This is a genomic window from Mycobacterium sp. OAE908, assembly GCF_017872775.1.
GTDB lineage: Bacteria > Actinomycetota > Actinomycetes > Mycobacteriales > Mycobacteriaceae > Mycobacterium.
In genome coordinates this window covers 19001-34967 of sequence record NZ_JAGGJL010000001.1, presented here as the reverse complement: position 1 = coordinate 34967, position 15967 = coordinate 19001, and the positions used below count along the sequence as shown (strand labels likewise).

At 65.8% G+C, this 15967-nt stretch carries 10 protein-coding genes and 1 tRNA gene; 8 read left to right on the top strand and 3 right to left on the bottom strand.

Annotation, left to right across the window (positions count from 1 at the left end; genetic code table 11):
* Positions 1–8: 8 nt before the first annotated feature.
* Positions 9–779 carry a class II aldolase/adducin family protein gene (locus J3E61_RS00155; RefSeq protein ID WP_210082170.1) on the bottom strand — a complete coding sequence of 257 codons (771 nt, stop codon included), beginning with the start codon at positions 777–779 and terminating at the stop codon, positions 9–11.
* The gene (locus tag J3E61_RS00150; RefSeq protein WP_210082169.1) at positions 776–2398 is read right to left on the bottom strand and encodes an acyl--CoA ligase; all 1623 of its coding nucleotides are present in this window, start codon (positions 2396–2398) and stop codon (positions 776–778) included. The genes J3E61_RS00155 and J3E61_RS00150 overlap by 4 nt, the downstream gene beginning before the upstream one ends.
* Before the next feature lie 386 nt (positions 2399–2784).
* Here J3E61_RS00150 and J3E61_RS00145 point away from each other — a divergent pair, with 386 nt between their 5' ends.
* From J3E61_RS00145 to J3E61_RS00130, 4 genes are all read left to right on the top strand, one after another.
* Positions 2785–7038 carry a VCBS domain-containing protein gene (locus tag J3E61_RS00145; RefSeq protein WP_210082168.1) on the top strand — a complete coding sequence of 1418 codons (4254 nt, stop codon included), beginning with the start codon at positions 2785–2787 and terminating at the stop codon, positions 7036–7038.
* Positions 7039–7162: 124 nt separating this feature from the next.
* Positions 7163–7765: a LemA family protein gene (locus tag J3E61_RS00140; RefSeq protein WP_192726532.1), complete on the top strand. Its 603-nt coding sequence runs from the start codon at positions 7163–7165 to the stop codon at positions 7763–7765.
* Between the two features lie 13 nt (positions 7766–7778).
* Positions 7779–9722, top strand: coding sequence for a M48 family metallopeptidase (locus J3E61_RS00135; protein WP_210082167.1), 1944 nt, complete (start codon positions 7779–7781; stop codon positions 9720–9722).
* 39 nt (positions 9723–9761) lie between these two features.
* A complete protein-coding gene (locus J3E61_RS00130; RefSeq protein ID WP_192726530.1) occupies positions 9762–10184 on the top strand; it encodes a nitroreductase family deazaflavin-dependent oxidoreductase in 423 nt (140 codons plus the stop codon).
* A 131-nt stretch (positions 10185–10315) separates the two neighbouring features.
* Here the strand turns inward: J3E61_RS00130 and J3E61_RS00125 are convergent.
* Positions 10316–10388 (bottom strand) — tRNA-Arg (locus J3E61_RS00125).
* Between the two features lie 105 nt (positions 10389–10493).
* Here J3E61_RS00125 and J3E61_RS00120 point away from each other — a divergent pair.
* From J3E61_RS00120 to J3E61_RS00105, 4 genes are all read left to right on the top strand, one after another.
* Positions 10494–12146: an arginine--tRNA ligase gene (locus tag J3E61_RS00120; protein WP_210082166.1), complete on the top strand. Its 1653-nt coding sequence runs from the start codon at positions 10494–10496 to the stop codon at positions 12144–12146.
* Positions 12147–12232: 86 nt separating this feature from the next.
* Entirely contained in the window at positions 12233–13564 is a 1332-nt protein-coding gene (lysA, locus tag J3E61_RS00115; protein ID WP_210085368.1) for a diaminopimelate decarboxylase, read from the top strand.
* Positions 13561–14886: a homoserine dehydrogenase gene (locus J3E61_RS00110; protein WP_192726528.1), complete on the top strand. Its 1326-nt coding sequence runs from the start codon at positions 13561–13563 to the stop codon at positions 14884–14886. Before lysA ends, J3E61_RS00110 begins: the two co-directional genes overlap by 4 nt.
* Positions 14883–15965, top strand: a complete 1083-nt coding sequence (locus J3E61_RS00105; protein WP_210082165.1) for a threonine synthase — start codon at positions 14883–14885, stop codon at positions 15963–15965. The genes J3E61_RS00110 and J3E61_RS00105 overlap by 4 nt, the downstream gene beginning before the upstream one ends.
* Positions 15966–15967: the final 2 nt, after the last annotated feature.

Sequence of the window (15967 nt, the reverse complement as noted above, 5' to 3'; positions counted from 1 at the left end):
GATCCTCTCTACGTCAGAACGCTGCGGTCTGCCTTGATGGTCATGCGTGCCGCGCCCGCCCAATACACGTCGGCGGCGCGTTCGATGAGCGATGCCTGCATGCCGACCATGTCGCCGCGGCTCATCTTCGTCGGGGTCCGCCCGGTCACCATCACGTCGTACGCGAGATGACAGACCCGTTCGATGGACACGGCGCGATAGACGGCCTCAGCGAGGTTGCGGCCAGTGGCGATGACACCGTGGTTGGCCAGGATGATGAGGTTGGCCGAACCGACCTGTTGCGCGAGTTCGGCTGCGCGCCAAGGGGCGTCGATCTCGCCGTCATACTTCTCGACCAGATACATGTCGTCGAGGAACAGCGCGCCGGTCTGATGAACCAGTTCGGGAAGGCTGCCGAGGGCCGCGATCAGGCTGACGTAGTAGGGATGGTTGTGGATGACCACGCGGGCGTCGGGCCGGAGCCGGTGGAGCTCGGTGTGGATGTGGATGGCGGGTGTGACGTCCCAGCGGCCGCGGACTACCCGCGCGTCTTCGTCGACGACGCAGATGTCCGAAGCGGTCAGCTCTTGCCACCACAGCCCCCACGGGTTGACGTACATGTCGGTCTGGCCGTCGGGCTGCCAGGTGATGTGCCCGGCCATGTTTTCGGCGAAGCCGATTTCGGCGAGATGGCGGAACGCGACCGCCATCTGTTGTTCGTCGGTCAGGTCGACCCCGATGGGCGGCGTCTTGGCCGGCGCCCAGACCTCGAGGCCGCCCTGTCGCACTTCGCTGCTCATTTCACCTGCTCCTGCTGAATTTCGAGGCTCTCCTCGAGTGTTGACCGGATCCTGTCGCGAAGTTGGCCTTTGGCGATCTTGCCGCCCGACGAGCGCGGCAGTTCGTCGAGAACTTCCAGGCGTTCTGGCAGCAGCTCCTTGGAAACGCCCTGTTGCAGAAGGTGTTCGACGAGGGTGGGCAGATCCAGGGCGGCGGCGTCCGTGAGCTCGACGAATACGCAGACACGCTCGCCGAAGACCGCGTCGGGCATCGCGACCGCCGCGGCCACGGCGACCGCGGGATGGGTGGCGACGGCCTCCTCGACCTGCACCGCGCTGATGTTCTTGCCGCCCCGCAGGATGAAGTCCGAGGTTCGGCCGGTCAGGGTGAGATAGCCGTCGGCGTCGAGTTCGCAGATGTCGCCCATCCGCATCCAGCCGTCCCTGGTGAACAACTTGTCGTGATCGGTGCCGCCGAGATAGCCCAGGCTCAGGGCCGGACCGCGGCACGCGGGTTGTCCGCGCCCCGACTGTGTGACGTCGCGGTCGCCGTCGAACAGGCGGACTTGCATCTCGGGCACTATCCGGCCTGCGGTGCGCAACCGTCGGTGGAGTGGGTCCGCGACGGTGGTGGCGCTGAGGATCCCGGTCTCGTTGGAGCCGTAGAACTGCAGGATCGTGGCGCCGGTCAACTCCTCGAACCGGGCGGCCTGGCTGTAGGGGAGTGGCTCACCGCCGGTGAACACCACGCGCAGGCTGGTCAGGTCGTACTCGCGCGAGGCTTGGTTCGCCAGCATCATCGCCAATTGCGTACTGACGCAGCACAATACGGTTGCCTGGTGCTTGGCGATCGCGGCACATGCCGCCGCGGCGTCGAACTTCTCGATTCTGATCGCGGTGGCGCCCAGGTAGATCGGCGTGGTGTGCGAGGTCCAGATGCCGAAGCCGAACGGCATGGGCAGGACCGAGAGGAAGACGTCGTCGGGAGTGAGTTCGCCGTTGGCCACCGCTTTCTGATGAAAGTAATGCCACCGATTCTGAGTGTGCACAACGCATTTCGGCAGTCCTGTAGTGCCGGACGTCGAGTTGATCAGGAAGACGTCGTCGGGGCCGATGGGCGTCAGGCCGTTCGTTCCGTCGGCTTCGGGTGTGGTGTCGAGGTCGTGGGCGATGGCCGCGACCCGCAGCCTCGCGTCAGCCTCGGCGGCGGCCTGCTGCGCGGGTGCGAGGCGTTCTTGGTCGGTGACGACGAGAGTCGGCTGAGCGGTGCGCATAATCGCGGTGGCTTCGCGGACGCCGGATCGGGCGCCGAGGCCAACCGCGGTCGCGCCGCAGCGTTCGATGGCGACCAGCAGGACGTGGACGGCCGATGTGTCCTTGTGCCAAACGGCAACGCCGTCACCGGGTGCGACGCCGAACGTCAACAGGCGCTTGGCGAGGTTGGTGGCGGCGTGGTCGAACTCGGACCAGGTGAGCACCGTCTCGGGGGAGTGGAGTGAGAAGTCGATGTAGGCGGGTTTGTCCGGTGTCTGATTGGCATTGCGCCTGACGCAGTCGGACAGCGTGGTGTCGGTCCACCAACCGGCAGCCCGGTAGTGCGCCGCCTCTTCACTCGTAACGGCGGCCGCGTCGACGCCCATTCGCAAGATCATATGGATTGGAGACGCGGGTCAGACTGGTATCGGGCCGCTTCTCTGACCCTGAACTGCAGAGACACGCGCGCAAGCGGAATTCGATCAGCAAACCGGCTGGTTAACCGTGGCGATGCCAAACCTTTTTCGTCGATTTTTCAGTGGACTTCCGGTCGCCAACACAAGACTGTCGCCTGAGCGACCGCAGATACTCAGCCAATATGGCGATCTAGCTGGTAATAGGTACATCTCTTACCGATTACGGCAAATTCTTGAAGACCATTCCGGCGGGTATGTGCAAGCCGCTACACTGGCCAGCGATTCATGACGTTTCGCCGAGCTAAGCCGCCGCCCATGCTCAGCAACCTACGTTTACTGGGCAATTAGGGGAAACAATGCAATTGCGATACGGCAGATATGTCGGACGCGTCGGCGCCCTGGCCGTTGCGCTTGGGATCGGATCCGCTGTCGCGGCCCCGGCCGGTATCGCGTGGGCCGCTCCTGAGGATTCGACTGCCACCACGACTGCTGGGACCGACGGGACTACCCAGGAGCCCGGCGCGAGCACCGAAACCGCCGGCGGCGCCGCAGTCACGCCGCCGACTGCCGAATCGACAACCACCCAACCCGCCGGCGCGACACCGGGCTCCTCGAGTTCCGAAGAGGTGGCACCTGGGGTCACCGTGTCGAGTTCCGGCGGTGCGCATTCCGACGAGACAGCCAAGCCGAAGCCGAAGCCGAAGAAGAAGTCGACTTTCAAACCTCACGCCCGAGTTTCCGAATCCGCAACGGCGACAAGCGAGCCCGCTCAGCAGGCGCAGGCCCAGACGACGACCGGTACCACGGCGTCCGAGGACGTTTCGGGCCCGACTGCGCAGGCCACCGTCTCGGTCGCCGCGACGCAGCGGTCGGTCGCCGAGGTGCCCGTTGCGCTCTCGGCGGTGCAGCCGACTGTGCCGAACCCGGTTCAGACATGGATGAGCAGCCTGCTCGACGGCGTCGTGCGGCCCGTGTTGTCGACGTTCCTCGGCATGCTTCCCGGCGGTTCGACGGAGTCACCGCTGTCGTGGGTGTTGCTTGCCGCGGCCCGTCGTCAAGTGGGCCAGACCGAGGACGTCACCAACCTGTCCGCTCAGCAGATGGCGGTCAGCCAAACCCTTGCGGCGGCGGCCGCGAACCAACCGCCGACCGCGTCGGTGGCCTGGGGCAGGCCCGATGCGACGACGGGCAAGGTGTTAGGGCAGCTGAGCACCAGTGATCCCGAAGGGCAGGCGGTCACGGTCGGGCTGAAGAGCGGTCCGAGCGCGGGCACATTTGCCTACGACGCCACGACAAAGGTCATCACGTACACCCCGACGAGCGCACAACGTTTCGTCGCCGCGACGACTTCCAATCCCAATGACACGATCGCGATGACGATCACGCTGTCCGACGGGACGAACACCGTCGACGTGCCGATCAACATCCCGGTGAGCCCGTCGCCGTTCTACAAGAGCACCGACTTCACCAACGTCAGCGACCCGAGCGCCGTTGCGGTCACGAGCAACCGCGCGTACATCACCAATCGCAGCGCAGGCACCGTCACCGTCTACGACACGGTCAAGAACACCGTCGTCGGCACGTATCAAGTAGGCGCATCGCCCGACGGCATCGCGGTCAAGAAGGATGGCACGCGGCTGTACGTGTCGAGTTCGACCAACAACACGGTCACCGTGATCGATACCGCGACCGGCGCCACGAAGAAGACGCTGACGATCGCCAATCCGACTGCGATCGCGATCAATCCGGCAGGCACCACCGTGTACGTCGCCAGCGGCAGCGCTGGGACGATCAGCAAGATCAGTACGGCCTACAACACGATCTCCAGCAGCGTGGTCAAACTCCCAACGGGTCTGAAGCCGACGGAGCTCGTGGTGAGCCCCGACGGCACCAAGATCTACGTCGCGAGCACGAAGTCGACCGGCGGGGGCAACGTCTCGGTGTTCGCGTCCTCGGCGACCACGGCGACGTCGATCACCGACATCGGCGGTGCGCCAACGGGTATCGCGATCAGTCAGACTTATCCTCGGTTGTTCGTCGCCGACACCGCAGGTGCGGTCACCGTCATCGACACTGCGGCGGGCACCGCGATCACCAGAAACCTCGGTGTTCCGCTTGCCGGTCTCGCGGTCACCAACGACAGCAGCGCGGTGATGGTGACGAGCAACACCGGTCTCGTCGCCGCACTGAGTTCCACCGACGGCTCGACGTTGGGAGCGATCAGTATTCGGAACACCGCGACGCCGATGTCGGTCCAACCCGGCGTCGTACTGAGCCCCGACGGCACGCTGATGTTCGTCACCGATTACGACACCGACAGTGTCCACGTGGTCTCGCTCGTCCCGCCGAATACGTCGCCGTTCTCCAGCGATCCGTACTACAGCGTGTCCAACCCGTCGACGGGCGTGCTGAGCGGCAAGGTGGGAGTCGTCGACTACGACGGTGATCCGCTGACATATGTGGTGAACACCAAGCCGACGAAGGGCACCTTGGTGCTCAAGGCCGACGGAACATACACGTACACACCGACTTCCACTGCCCGGCACGCGGCGGCCGTACCGACCGCGCCCGATTCGGTGAAGACGGACTCGTTCACGATCACGGTCTCCGACGGTCGCAACGGCTCGTTGACCGAGACGATCACCGTCGCGATTCCGCCTGCGAACAAAGTGCCGGTCGTGACGACGACCATCGGGACTCCCAACAGCTCGACAGGAGTCGTCACGGGCAGTGTCAAGGGCACCGACGGTGACTACGACACCCGGAAATACACCGTGACCGGGTCGCCGACGAAGGGCACGGTCACCCTCACGTCGACCGGCTCCTTCACCTACACGCCAACGGCGGCGGCGCGTGCTGCCGCGACGGCACCCGGTGCACCGTACGACGCCACGAAGGACACGTTCGTCGTCACAGTGGACGACGGCCACGGCGGTGTGGTGCCGGTGACGGTGAACGTCAGGATCGGCGCAGCCAACGCCAAACCCACGGGGGCGACGTCGACGGTGTCGAACCCGAACCCGCGCACTGGCGTCGTCACCGGTGCCATCAGCGCGACGGACGCGAACGGTGATCCGCTGTCGTACAAGGCAAGCGCGACGACCAAGGGAACGATCGTCATCAATCCCAACGGCACGTTCACCTATACGCCGACGGCCGCGGCCCGCACGGCGGCCTCGGCGGCAGGGGCATCGTCGACCACCAAGTCGGAAACCATCACCGTCACCGTCAGCGATGGATTCGGCGGCACCACAACAACATCGGTCAAGGTCTCCATCGCGCCGAACCCGACAACCAACACGGCGCCGACGAATGGCCATGGGACAGTCACGGGTACGTCGACGGCGATCGGAACGGTCACCGGTACGGTGACGGCCACCGATCCAGACGGCGACAATCTGTCGTACAGCCTCGGTTCAGGTCCGGCTTTCGGCACGGTGAAGGTGACGCCCACCGGACAGTTCACCTACACGCCCGACGTGGACGCCAGATATCGGGCGCTGGTGACGCCGGGCGTCGACACGGACAGCTTCGTCGTCAAGATCAGCGATCCGTGGGGTGGAACGACCACGACGACGGTGAATGTCAACATCGCGCCGCCGTCGGCGTCCGCGATTGACCAGCGGCCAACGGAGATTGCCGTCACCGCCCAGCAGATGTACTTCTACTCGCAGACCGACACCGATAAGGCGATGGGTCTGCTGAAGGATGCCGGCATCGACACGATCCGGATCCTGATGCCTTGGGCCGGAGTCGAACCCGCAGACAATACATTCGACTGGGCCGCGACGGACCGAATGATCAACAGCGCCAACGCCAAAGGCATCAAGGTGCTCGCCGTGCTGAACTCGACACCTGACTGGGCGGCGGTTCCCGACCAGCCGACGTGGGCTGGACACCCGGCGGACCTGAACGCGTTCGGTGACTTCGTCACTGCGGTGGCGACGCGGTACAAGGGCAAGGTCGCTGACTACGAGATCTGGAATGAGCCCAACGCCAACATCTTCTGGGCTCCCACTCCGTCTGCGCAGCAGTACACCGAACTACTGAAGGTGGCGTACACGAAGATCAAGGCCGCGGATCCGAATGCGACGGTGATTGCGGCGTCGGTCGCTTCGGCAGCTGAGACGCCGGGCGGTCCGACGATCAACCCGGTGACGTACTTGTCGGAGATGTACGCGGCGGGCGCCGGCGGATACTTCGATGCGATCTCGTATCACCCGTACTTTTACTCGGTTCCGTTCTCGGCGGGGGAGGGCCATGCGGGTGTGCCGATCACGCAGGCGGAGCAGTTGTATGCGGTGATGGTCGCCAATGGCGATGGGAACAAGAAGATCTGGGCGACGGAGTATGGTCAGCCGTCGTCGGTGGTTTCCGAAGCGAATCAGGCGGCGTTCGTCGGTGACTTCCTGCGGACGTGGCGCACTCTCGAATTCGCCGGTCCCGCGTTCATCCACACGCTGGCCGACTATCCGTCGAGTGACCCGATTCAGGCGTCGATGGGGTTGTTCCATCAGGACTGGACGCCGAAGCCGGCGCTCACCACGGTCGAGCAGGTGATTGCGGAAAACAACGCGATCGAGGCCGCTGCGAACAACAACGTGCTGTAGGGGTGACCGCAGCACATCCGGGCTCGACGTTCGGCGCCAACGAGAATCGACGCGGCGGGTACCGCGAGCAGCTAAGCTTCGGCAAACCGCACAACTTTGCAGGCCTGACCTGGAGGTATGTTTCGTGGGGCTCACCATCGGCATCATCGTCGTCGTCGTAATACTGCTGCTGCTCGCCGTTTTCGTCATCGCCGGTTACAACGGTCTGGTCCGCGCGCGCAACGCATACAAGAACGCCTTCGCGCAGATCGACGTCCAGTTGCGGCGGCGATTCGACCTGATTCCCAACCTGATCGAGACCGCCAAGGGATACATGGCACACGAGCGCCAGACGCTGGAGGCTGTGGTGGCGGCACGCGGCGCCGCAATGAACGGCCTCGCGGCCGCGCAGGCCAATCCGGGCGACCCGGCAGCGATGCAGCAGTTGGCGTCCGGGCAGCAGGCGCTGGAGGGCGCCCTGAGCAGACTCAACGTGGTCGTCGAGCAGTATCCCGACTTGAAGGCCAGCCAGACCATGATGCAGCTGTCGGAGGAGCTGACCTCCACGGAGAACAAGGTCGCGTTCGCTCGGCAGGCATACAACGACTCGGTGATGAACTACAACAACAAGCGGGAGACCTTCCCGGGCAGCGTCTATGCGGGCATGTTCAACTTCACCCCCGCAGCGCTTTTGGAGATCCCGCCCGATCGCCCAGAGATGCGGGACGCCCCGAAGGTACAGTTCTGACCGATCGGCGGTCATGAACTTCTTCGATCACCAGCGGGCGGCCAAGGGCACCACGCTGAAGCTGGTGTTCCTCTTCGCCGCAGCTGTGTTGGCGTTGGTCGCAGGCGTCGACGCCGCCGCCGCGCTCGCGATGGGATACGAGAATGCCGATGCCTCATCGATTGTCGCCGTGGTCATCGTCGTCACGGTGGTCACGCTGTTGGTGATCGCCGGAGGCATGCTCTTCAAGACGATCGCGCTGCGTCAAGGGGGAGCGGCCGTCGCCGCGTCGGTCGGAGCGGTGCCCGTCGACCCCACTAGCACCGATCCCCAGCTGCGCAGGTTCGTCAACATCGTCGAGGAGATGTCGATTGCCTCGGGCGTTCCCGCGCCGCGATTGTTCGTCATGCCGCGCGAGACCGGCATCAACGCATTCGCGGCGGGGTTCACACCGGCGGACGCCGCCATCGCGGTCACCGCAGGAGCGCTGGCCCAACTCAACCGCGACGAGTTGCAGGGCGTGATCGGGCACGAGTTCAGCCACATCCTCAACGGCGACATGCGGCTGAACATCCGCCTGATCGGGCTGCTGTCCGGAATCTTGCTGATCGGCATGATCGGATTGCGGGTCCTGCAGTTCGGAGGCCGCGGAAGCGACAGTAAAGGCGCCGCACCGATCGTGATCGTCGCGTTCGCCATGATGGTGCTGGGATTCATCGGCGTGTTCTTTGCGAACCTGATCAAGGCGGCGGTGTCGCGACAGCGCGAGTGGCTCGCGGATGCGTCCGCTGTGCAGTTCACGCGTCAGACCGACGGGCTCGAGGGCGCACTGAAAAAGATCGGCGGCATCCCGACCGGCTCGCGGCTGCGCGACGCCCGCGGTGCGAACGAGGTCAGCCACATGCTGTTCGGGGAGGGCGTGCGAAAGTCGTTCGCCTCGCTGCTCGCGACGCATCCGCCGCTGACGTCTCGGATAAAGGCGCTCAACCCGAGCTTCGACCCGGGCGAGATCACCGAGCTGCAACAGCGTTATGCGCAGCAGCCGCCTGACGGGTTGGCTGAGGACTTCGCCGCCGGATTCGCCCCCGCCGGAACGGCATTGGGCCGTCCGACCCAGGCCCCGGCACCTGATCCCGCAGCCGGCAGGCACGTCCTCAGCCCCGAGCAGGTCGTCGCCCGGGCAGGCACTTTCACCCCGGCCGACTTGAAATACGGTGCCGCCCTTCAGGCGCGACTGCCGGACGACGTCCGACAGCTCGCCACCCAGCCGACCACGGCGCCCGTGGCCGTCATCGCCATGCTCCTTGCTCCGCCCGGTGAACCGCTGCAGGCTCGCCAGCTCACGTCGATCGCTCAGCGACTGGGACCCGCGCAGGCCCGGGAGGCGGCAGTCCTTGCCGGCCGGATGGCGAAGCTGCCGCACGAGTTGCGCCTGCCGTTCGTCGCTTTGGCCCTGCCGCAGTTGGCGGATCATCCCCGCGACTACCACGACCGGCTGGTTGCGGTGTTGAACGATCTCGCGGTCGCCGACGGCACGGTCACCATGTTCGAGTACTGCGTCACCCGCCTCGTTTGGAACTACCTGCTGGACACGGCCGACCCTTCGCGTCGCAGCAAGGTCGGCAACGGCTCGCTGAATGACGTGCGCCCAGTGGTCAGGACCCTCTTGGCGACGCTTGCGGTCGCGAGCGGCGGCGACCAAGACACCGGAGAGCGAGCATTTCACGGCGCGATGCGACGCCTCTACGGCGATAAGGCCACGGCCACGGCCGACAGTCCGCGTCGACTCAGCTGGCAGCAGACACTCGACGGCGGCTGGCCCGCACTGGACGCATTGGAGCCGAAGGCCAAGCAGGCGCTGGTCGAGGCGATGGTGGTGTCGGTGCTCGACGATGGCACCGTGACCGCAGCGGAAGCGGAACTGTTGCGCGCGGCGTGCGGGTTGATGCACGTGCCACTGCCTGCATTGCTGTCGTGACAGCGGAATAGCGTGGGCTGTCGCCGCGTTCGCCGCTCTGTGAGCACGCAACCGGAACTGAGCCCGACGGACTGGGTACGCGAACAGACAGAGCGCATCTTGGCGCAAGGCACGACGGATGGCGTCGAGATCTTGGACCGCGCGGTCGTCCTCTTCACGACGATCGGCGCGCAGTCCGGCAAGGCCCGCTATGTACCGCTCATGCGGGTCGAAGAGGGCGGTAAGTACGCGATGGTGGCGTCCAAGGGCGGCGATCCCAAGCACCCGAGTTGGTATTTCAACGTGCGGGCCAACCCCGCGGTCACCGTGCAGGATGGCGACAAGGTCACTTCCGGGACCGCGCGCGAGCTCGAAGGCGCCGAGCGCGAACACTGGTGGAAGCTGGCCGTGGCTGCCTACCCGCCGTATGCCGAGTACCAGGCCAAGACCTCGCGACAGATTCCCGTCTTCGTCGTCGAATAACCCGGCACAACGGCGGTATTGCGAGCCGCGAGTACGACTTACATTCAGCAGGCCGACGATTCGTTGCTGCGATACGTACGCGTGTCGTGCCGTGACGGCCAATAAGGCACTGTGAGCTGCGGCGAAGTAAGTGCCCCCGGCAGGATTCGAACCTGCGGCCTTCTGCTCCGGAGGCAGACGCTCTATCCCCTGAGCTACGGGGGCGCATATAGAAGTCACTGCGCCGATGGGCAGGGGACAGCCTAACGCATCCGAGCGACCGGAAACGGATTCGGGGCCTGACCACCTCAGACCATAGGATGGACCCTCGTGACGCCCGCCGACCTTGCCGAACTGCTCAAGGCCACCGCCGCCGCGGTGCTGGCCGAGCATGGCCTCGACACCTCAGCACTTCCGGCGACGGTCACCGTCGAGCGCCCGCGCAATCCCGAGCACGGCGACTACGCCACCAATATTGCCCTTCAGCTCGGCAAAAAGGTCGGCGCCAACCCTCGTGAGCTGGCCGGCTGGCTCGCGGCCGCCCTCGCCGCGCAGGACGGCATCGCCGCCGCCGACGTCGCCGGACCCGGCTTCGTCAACCTCCGCCTGGACGCATCCGCCCAGAACGTCATCGTCGGCAACGTCATCGAGGCCGGCCCCGGCTACGGCAACTCCGACGCGTTCACGGGCCACAACATCAACCTCGAGTTCGTCTCCGCCAACCCAACCGGCCCCATTCACATCGGCGGCACCCGCTGGGCCGCGGTCGGCGACGCGCTCGGCCGCCTGCTCGCCACCCAAGGTGCGCACGTCGTGCGCGAGTACTACTTCAACGACCACGGCGCCCAGATCGACCGGTTCACCAACTCGCTGATCGCCGCCGCCAAGGGGGAGCCCACCCCCGACGACGGTTACGCGGGCGACTACATCAAAGACATCGCCGCCCAGGTGCTCGCCAAGGACCCTGACGCGCTGAGCCTGCCCGACGCCGAGATGCGCGAGACCTTCCGCGCCATCGGCGTCGACCTGATGTTCACCCACATCAAGCAGTCGCTGCACGATTTCGGCACCGACTTCGACATCTTCACCCACGAAGACTCGATGCATACGTCCGGGCGTGTAGAGCAGGCCATCGCCAAGCTGCGCGAGGCCGGCAGCATCTATGAGAAGGACGGCGCAGTTTGGCTGCGCACCACCGACTTTGGCGACGACAAGGACCGCGTCGTTATCAAGAGCGACGGCAACCCGGCATACGTGGCCGCTGACATCGCCTACTACCTCGACAAGCGGCAGCGCGGATTCGACCTGTGCATCTACATGCTCGGCGCTGACCACCACGGCTACATCGCCCGACTCAAGGCGGTCGCCGCCTCGCTCGGTGAGGATCCCGCCACGGTCGAGGTCCTCATCGGGCAGATGGTCAACCTCGTTCGCGACGGGCAACCCGTCCGGATGAGCAAACGCGCAGGCACCGTCATCACCCTCGACGACCTTGTGGAGGCCATCGGCGTCGACGCCGCGCGCTACTCGTTGATCCGGTCCTCGGTCGACAGCCCGATCGACATCGATCTGGCGCTGTGGTCCTCGGCCTCCAACGAAAACCCGGTTTATTACGTGCAATACGCGCACGCCCGGCTGTCAGCGCTGGCCCGCAACGCGGCCGAACTCGGCTTGAGCCCCAGCACCGAGCACCTCGACCTCCTGACGCACGACAAGGAGGGCACGCTGATCCGCAACCTCGGCGAGTTCCCCCGCGTCCTGAAAACCGCTGCGGCACTTCGTGAACCGCACCGCGTCTCCCGTTACCTGGAGGATCTGGCCGGCGACTACCACCGGTTCTACGACTCCTGCCGGGTGCTGCCGCAAGGTGACGAGGTACCCAACGATCTGCACGCCGCCCGCCTCGCTTTGTGCCAGGCCACCCGCCAGGTCATCGCGAACGGCCTTGGCATCCTTGGCGTTACCGCTCCGGAGCGGATGTGATCGCTCATCCCGCCGGGCCCCGGCACGCTGAGGAGATACACCACGGCGGTGCCCCACCCCGGCCGCAGTCCTCAGCGGATGTGCTGATGCTCGCCCCGAACGTCTGGCCGCGCAGCACCGTTCGCGGTGACGACGGTGTCGTGACGATCGCAGGCGTTCCCCTCACCGACATCGCCGCCGAATTCGGCACTCCCGTCTTCGTGATCGACGAGGACGACTTCCGCGCCCGCTGCCGCGAAATCGCGGCGGCGTTCGGCGGCGGCGACAACGTGCACTACGCCGCCAAGGCGTTCCTGTGCAGCGAGGTGGCGGGCTGGGTGGCCGAGGAGGGGCTTTCCCTCGACGTAGCGACCGGCGGTGAGCTCGCAGTCGCATTGCACGCCGACTTCCCTCCTGAGCGAATCACGTTGCACGGCAACAACAAATCTGTTGATGAGCTGACGACCGCCGTGAAGGCCGGGATCGGTCACGTCGTGCTCGATTCGATGATCGAGATCGAGCGTCTCGACGAGATCGCCGGCGCGGCCGGTGTGGTTCAGGACGTCCTGGTGCGTGTCACCGTCGGTGTCGAGGCGCATACCCACGAGTTCATCTCGACTGCCCACGAGGACCAGAAGTTCGGTCTGTCGCTGGCCAGCGGCGCCGCGATGGACGCCGTTCGCCGCGTGTTCGCCACCGACAACCTGCGCCTGGTCGGCCTGCACAGCCACATCGGCTCACAGATCTTCGACGTCGACGGCTTCGAACTGGCCGCCCATCGGGTGATCGGCCTGCTGCGCGATGTCGTGGCCGAGTTCGGCGTCGACAAGACGAGTCAACTGGAGACCGTCGACCTCGGCGGTGGTCTCGGCATTTCGTATCTGCCACAGGACGATCCGCCGCCGATCACTGATCTCGCCGCCAAACTCGGTGCCATCGTGCGCAACGAATCCGCCGCGGTCGGCCTGCCTTCGCCGCGACTCGTGGTCGAACCCGGCCGCGCCATCGCCGGTCCCGGCACCATCACCCTGTACCAGGTCGGCACGGTCAAAGACGTCGATATCGCATCTGACAAGCACCGCCGCTACATCAGCGTCGACGGTGGCATGAGCGACAATATCCGCACGTCGCTGTACGGCGCCGAATACGACGTGCGCCTGGTTTCGCGCGTGAGCGAAATGCCCGCCACCCTGTCCCGCGTCGTCGGAAAGCATTGCGAAACCGGCGATATCGTCGTCAAAGACGCCTGGCTGTCCGATGACGTCGCGCCCGGTGACCTGCTCGGTGTCGCGGCAACGGGCGCCTACTGCTATTCCATGTCGAGCCGTTACAACCTGATCGGCCGCCCCGCTGTGGTGGCTGTGCGCAATGGGCAGGCCCGCCTGATTCTGCGCCGGGAGACGGTCGACGATCTGCTGAGTCTGGAGGTAACGAAATGACCAACCACGAAAAGCCCATCGGCGTAGCCGTATTGGGCCTCGGCAACGTCGGCAGTGAAGTGGTCCGCATCATCAAGGAGGATGCGAAAGATCTGGCTGCCCGCATCGGTGCGCCGCTCGAGTTGCGCGGTATCGGGGTGCGCAGGGTTGCCGACGATCGCGGGGTGCCCGTCGACCTGCTCACCGACAACATCGAAGAGTTGGTCTCGCGCGACGACGTCGACATCGTCGTCGAACTGATGGGGCCCGTCGAGCCCGCCCGCAAGGCCATTCTCAGTGCGCTGGAACAGGGCAAGTCGGTTGTGACAGCGAACAAGGCGCTGATGTCAATCTCCACCGGCGAACTCGCCCAGGCCGCCGAGCACGCTCACGTCGACCTCTACTTCGAGGCCGCCGTCGCCGGTGCCATCCCCGTCATCCGCCCGCTGACCCAGTCGCTGGCAGGCGATCGGGTGCTGCGCGTTGCCGGAATCGTCAACGGCACCACCAACTACATCCTTTCGGAGATGGACAGCACCGGAGCCGACTACGCGAGCGCGCTCGCCGACGCCAGCGCGCTCGGCTACGCGGAAGCCGACCCGACGGCCGATGTCGAGGGCTACGACGCTGCCGCCAAGGCCGCGATCCTCGCCTCGATCGCGTTCCACACCCGGGTGACCGCCGACGACGTCTACCGCGAGGGCATCACCAACGTGACGGCCGCCGACTTCGAGTCGGCGCGCGCACTCGGCTGCACCATCAAGTTGTTGGCGATTTGCGAGCGGCTCACCACCGACGAAGGGCAGGAACGGGTTTCGGCCCGCGTCTACCCGGCGCTGGTGCCACTCGAGCACCCGTTGGCCACCGTCAACGGTGCGTTCAACGCGGTCGTCGTGGAGGCCGAGGCCGCGGGTCGACTGATGTTCTACGGCCAGGGCGCAGGTGGTGCGCCCACGGCGTCGGCAGTGATGGGCGATGTTGTGATGGCGGCCCGCAACCGCGTACAGGGCGGCCGCGGACCGCGCGAGTCGAAATACGCCAAGCTGCCGATCTCGCCGATCGGCTTCATCCCGACCCGTTACTACGTCAGCATGAACGTGGCCGACCGGCCCGGCGTGTTGTCCGCTGTGGCAGCTGAATTCAGCAAGCGTGAAGTCAGCATCGCCGAAGTGCGGCAGGAAGGCATGGTCGACGAAGGCGGTCAGCGGTGCGGGGCGCGCATCGTGGTCGTCACGCACCGGGCCACGGATGCAGCACAGTCGGAAACCGTTGCAGCGCTGGCCGATCTCGATGTTGTGCAGAGCGTCAACAGCGTGCTGCGCATGGAAGGAACGACGGAATGAGCGCACCCAGGACCGCGGTGCACCAGCCCTGGCCGGGCCTGATCGCCGCCTACCGCGACCGCCTGCCCGTTGAGGACAGCTGGACCGCGATCACTCTTCTCGAGGGCGGCACCCCGTTGGTGTCCGCGCCGCGGCTATCCGAATACACCGGCTGCACAGTGCATCTCAAGGTCGAAGGCCTCAACCCGACAGGCTCGTTCAAGGACCGCGGCATGACCATGGCCGTCACCGAGGCGGTGGCCCGCGGTCAGAAGGCCGTGCTGTGCGCGTCGACGGGCAACACGTCGGCGTCCGCGGCGGCCTACGCCGCGCGGGCCGGCATCACGTGTGCAGTGCTGATTCCGCAGGGCAAGATCGCGATGGGCAAGCTCGCGCAGGCAGTCATGCACGGCGCGAAGATCATTCAGGTCGACGGCAACTTCGACGACTGCCTCGAGCTTGCCCGCAAGCTCACCGCCGACTATCCCACCGTCTCGCTGGTCAACTCCGTCAACCCGTATCGCATCGAGGGCCAGAAGACCGCCGCGTTCGAGATCGTCGACGCGCTCGGCACCGCACCCGACGTGCACTCCCTGCCTGTCGGCAACGCAGGCAACATCACTGCGTATTGGAAGGGCTACACCGAGTACCACCGCGACGGGGTATCGGACCGGCTGCCGCGCATGCTCGGCACCCAGGCCGCAGGCGCCGCCCCGCTGGTGCTGGGGGAGCCTGTCAGCCACCCCGAGACCATCGCCACCGCGATCCGCATCGGCTCGCCCGCATCGTGGGCCACCGCCGTCGAGGCGCAGCAGCAGTCCAACGGCCGCTTCCTTGCCGCCACCGACGAGGAGATCCTCGCCGCGTACCACCTGGTGGCGCGCACTGAAGGCGTGTTCGTCGAGCCGGCGTCGGCGGCCAGCATCGCCGGCCTGCTCAAGTCGATCGAGGATGGCTGGGTCGCGAAGGGCTCGACGGTGGTGTGCACAGTGACCGGAAACGGGCTGAAGGATCCCGACACCGCGCTCAAGGGCATGCCGTCCGTCACGCCCGTGCCCGTCGATCCCTCGGTCGTCGTCGAGAAACTGGGTTTGGTCTGAAC

Excerpts from the sequence above, each read along its gene's own strand:
- J3E61_RS00155 (WP_210082170.1), bottom strand. The coding sequence starts at position 779 with ATGAGCAGCGAAGTGCGACAGGGCGGCCTCGAGGTCTGGGCGCCGGCC.
- J3E61_RS00150 (WP_210082169.1), bottom strand. The coding sequence starts at position 2,398 with ATGGGCGTCGACGCGGCCGCCGTTACGAGTGAAGAGGCGGCGCACTAC.
- J3E61_RS00145 (WP_210082168.1), top strand. The coding sequence starts at position 2,785 with ATGCAATTGCGATACGGCAGATATGTCGGACGCGTCGGCGCCCTGGCC.
- J3E61_RS00135 (WP_210082167.1), top strand. The coding sequence starts at position 7,779 with ATGAACTTCTTCGATCACCAGCGGGCGGCCAAGGGCACCACGCTGAAG.
- lysA (WP_210085368.1), top strand. The coding sequence starts at position 12,233 with ATGCTCGCCCCGAACGTCTGGCCGCGCAGCACCGTTCGCGGTGACGAC.
- J3E61_RS00110 (WP_192726528.1), top strand. The coding sequence starts at position 13,561 with ATGACCAACCACGAAAAGCCCATCGGCGTAGCCGTATTGGGCCTCGGC.
- J3E61_RS00105 (WP_210082165.1), top strand. The coding sequence starts at position 14,883 with ATGAGCGCACCCAGGACCGCGGTGCACCAGCCCTGGCCGGGCCTGATC.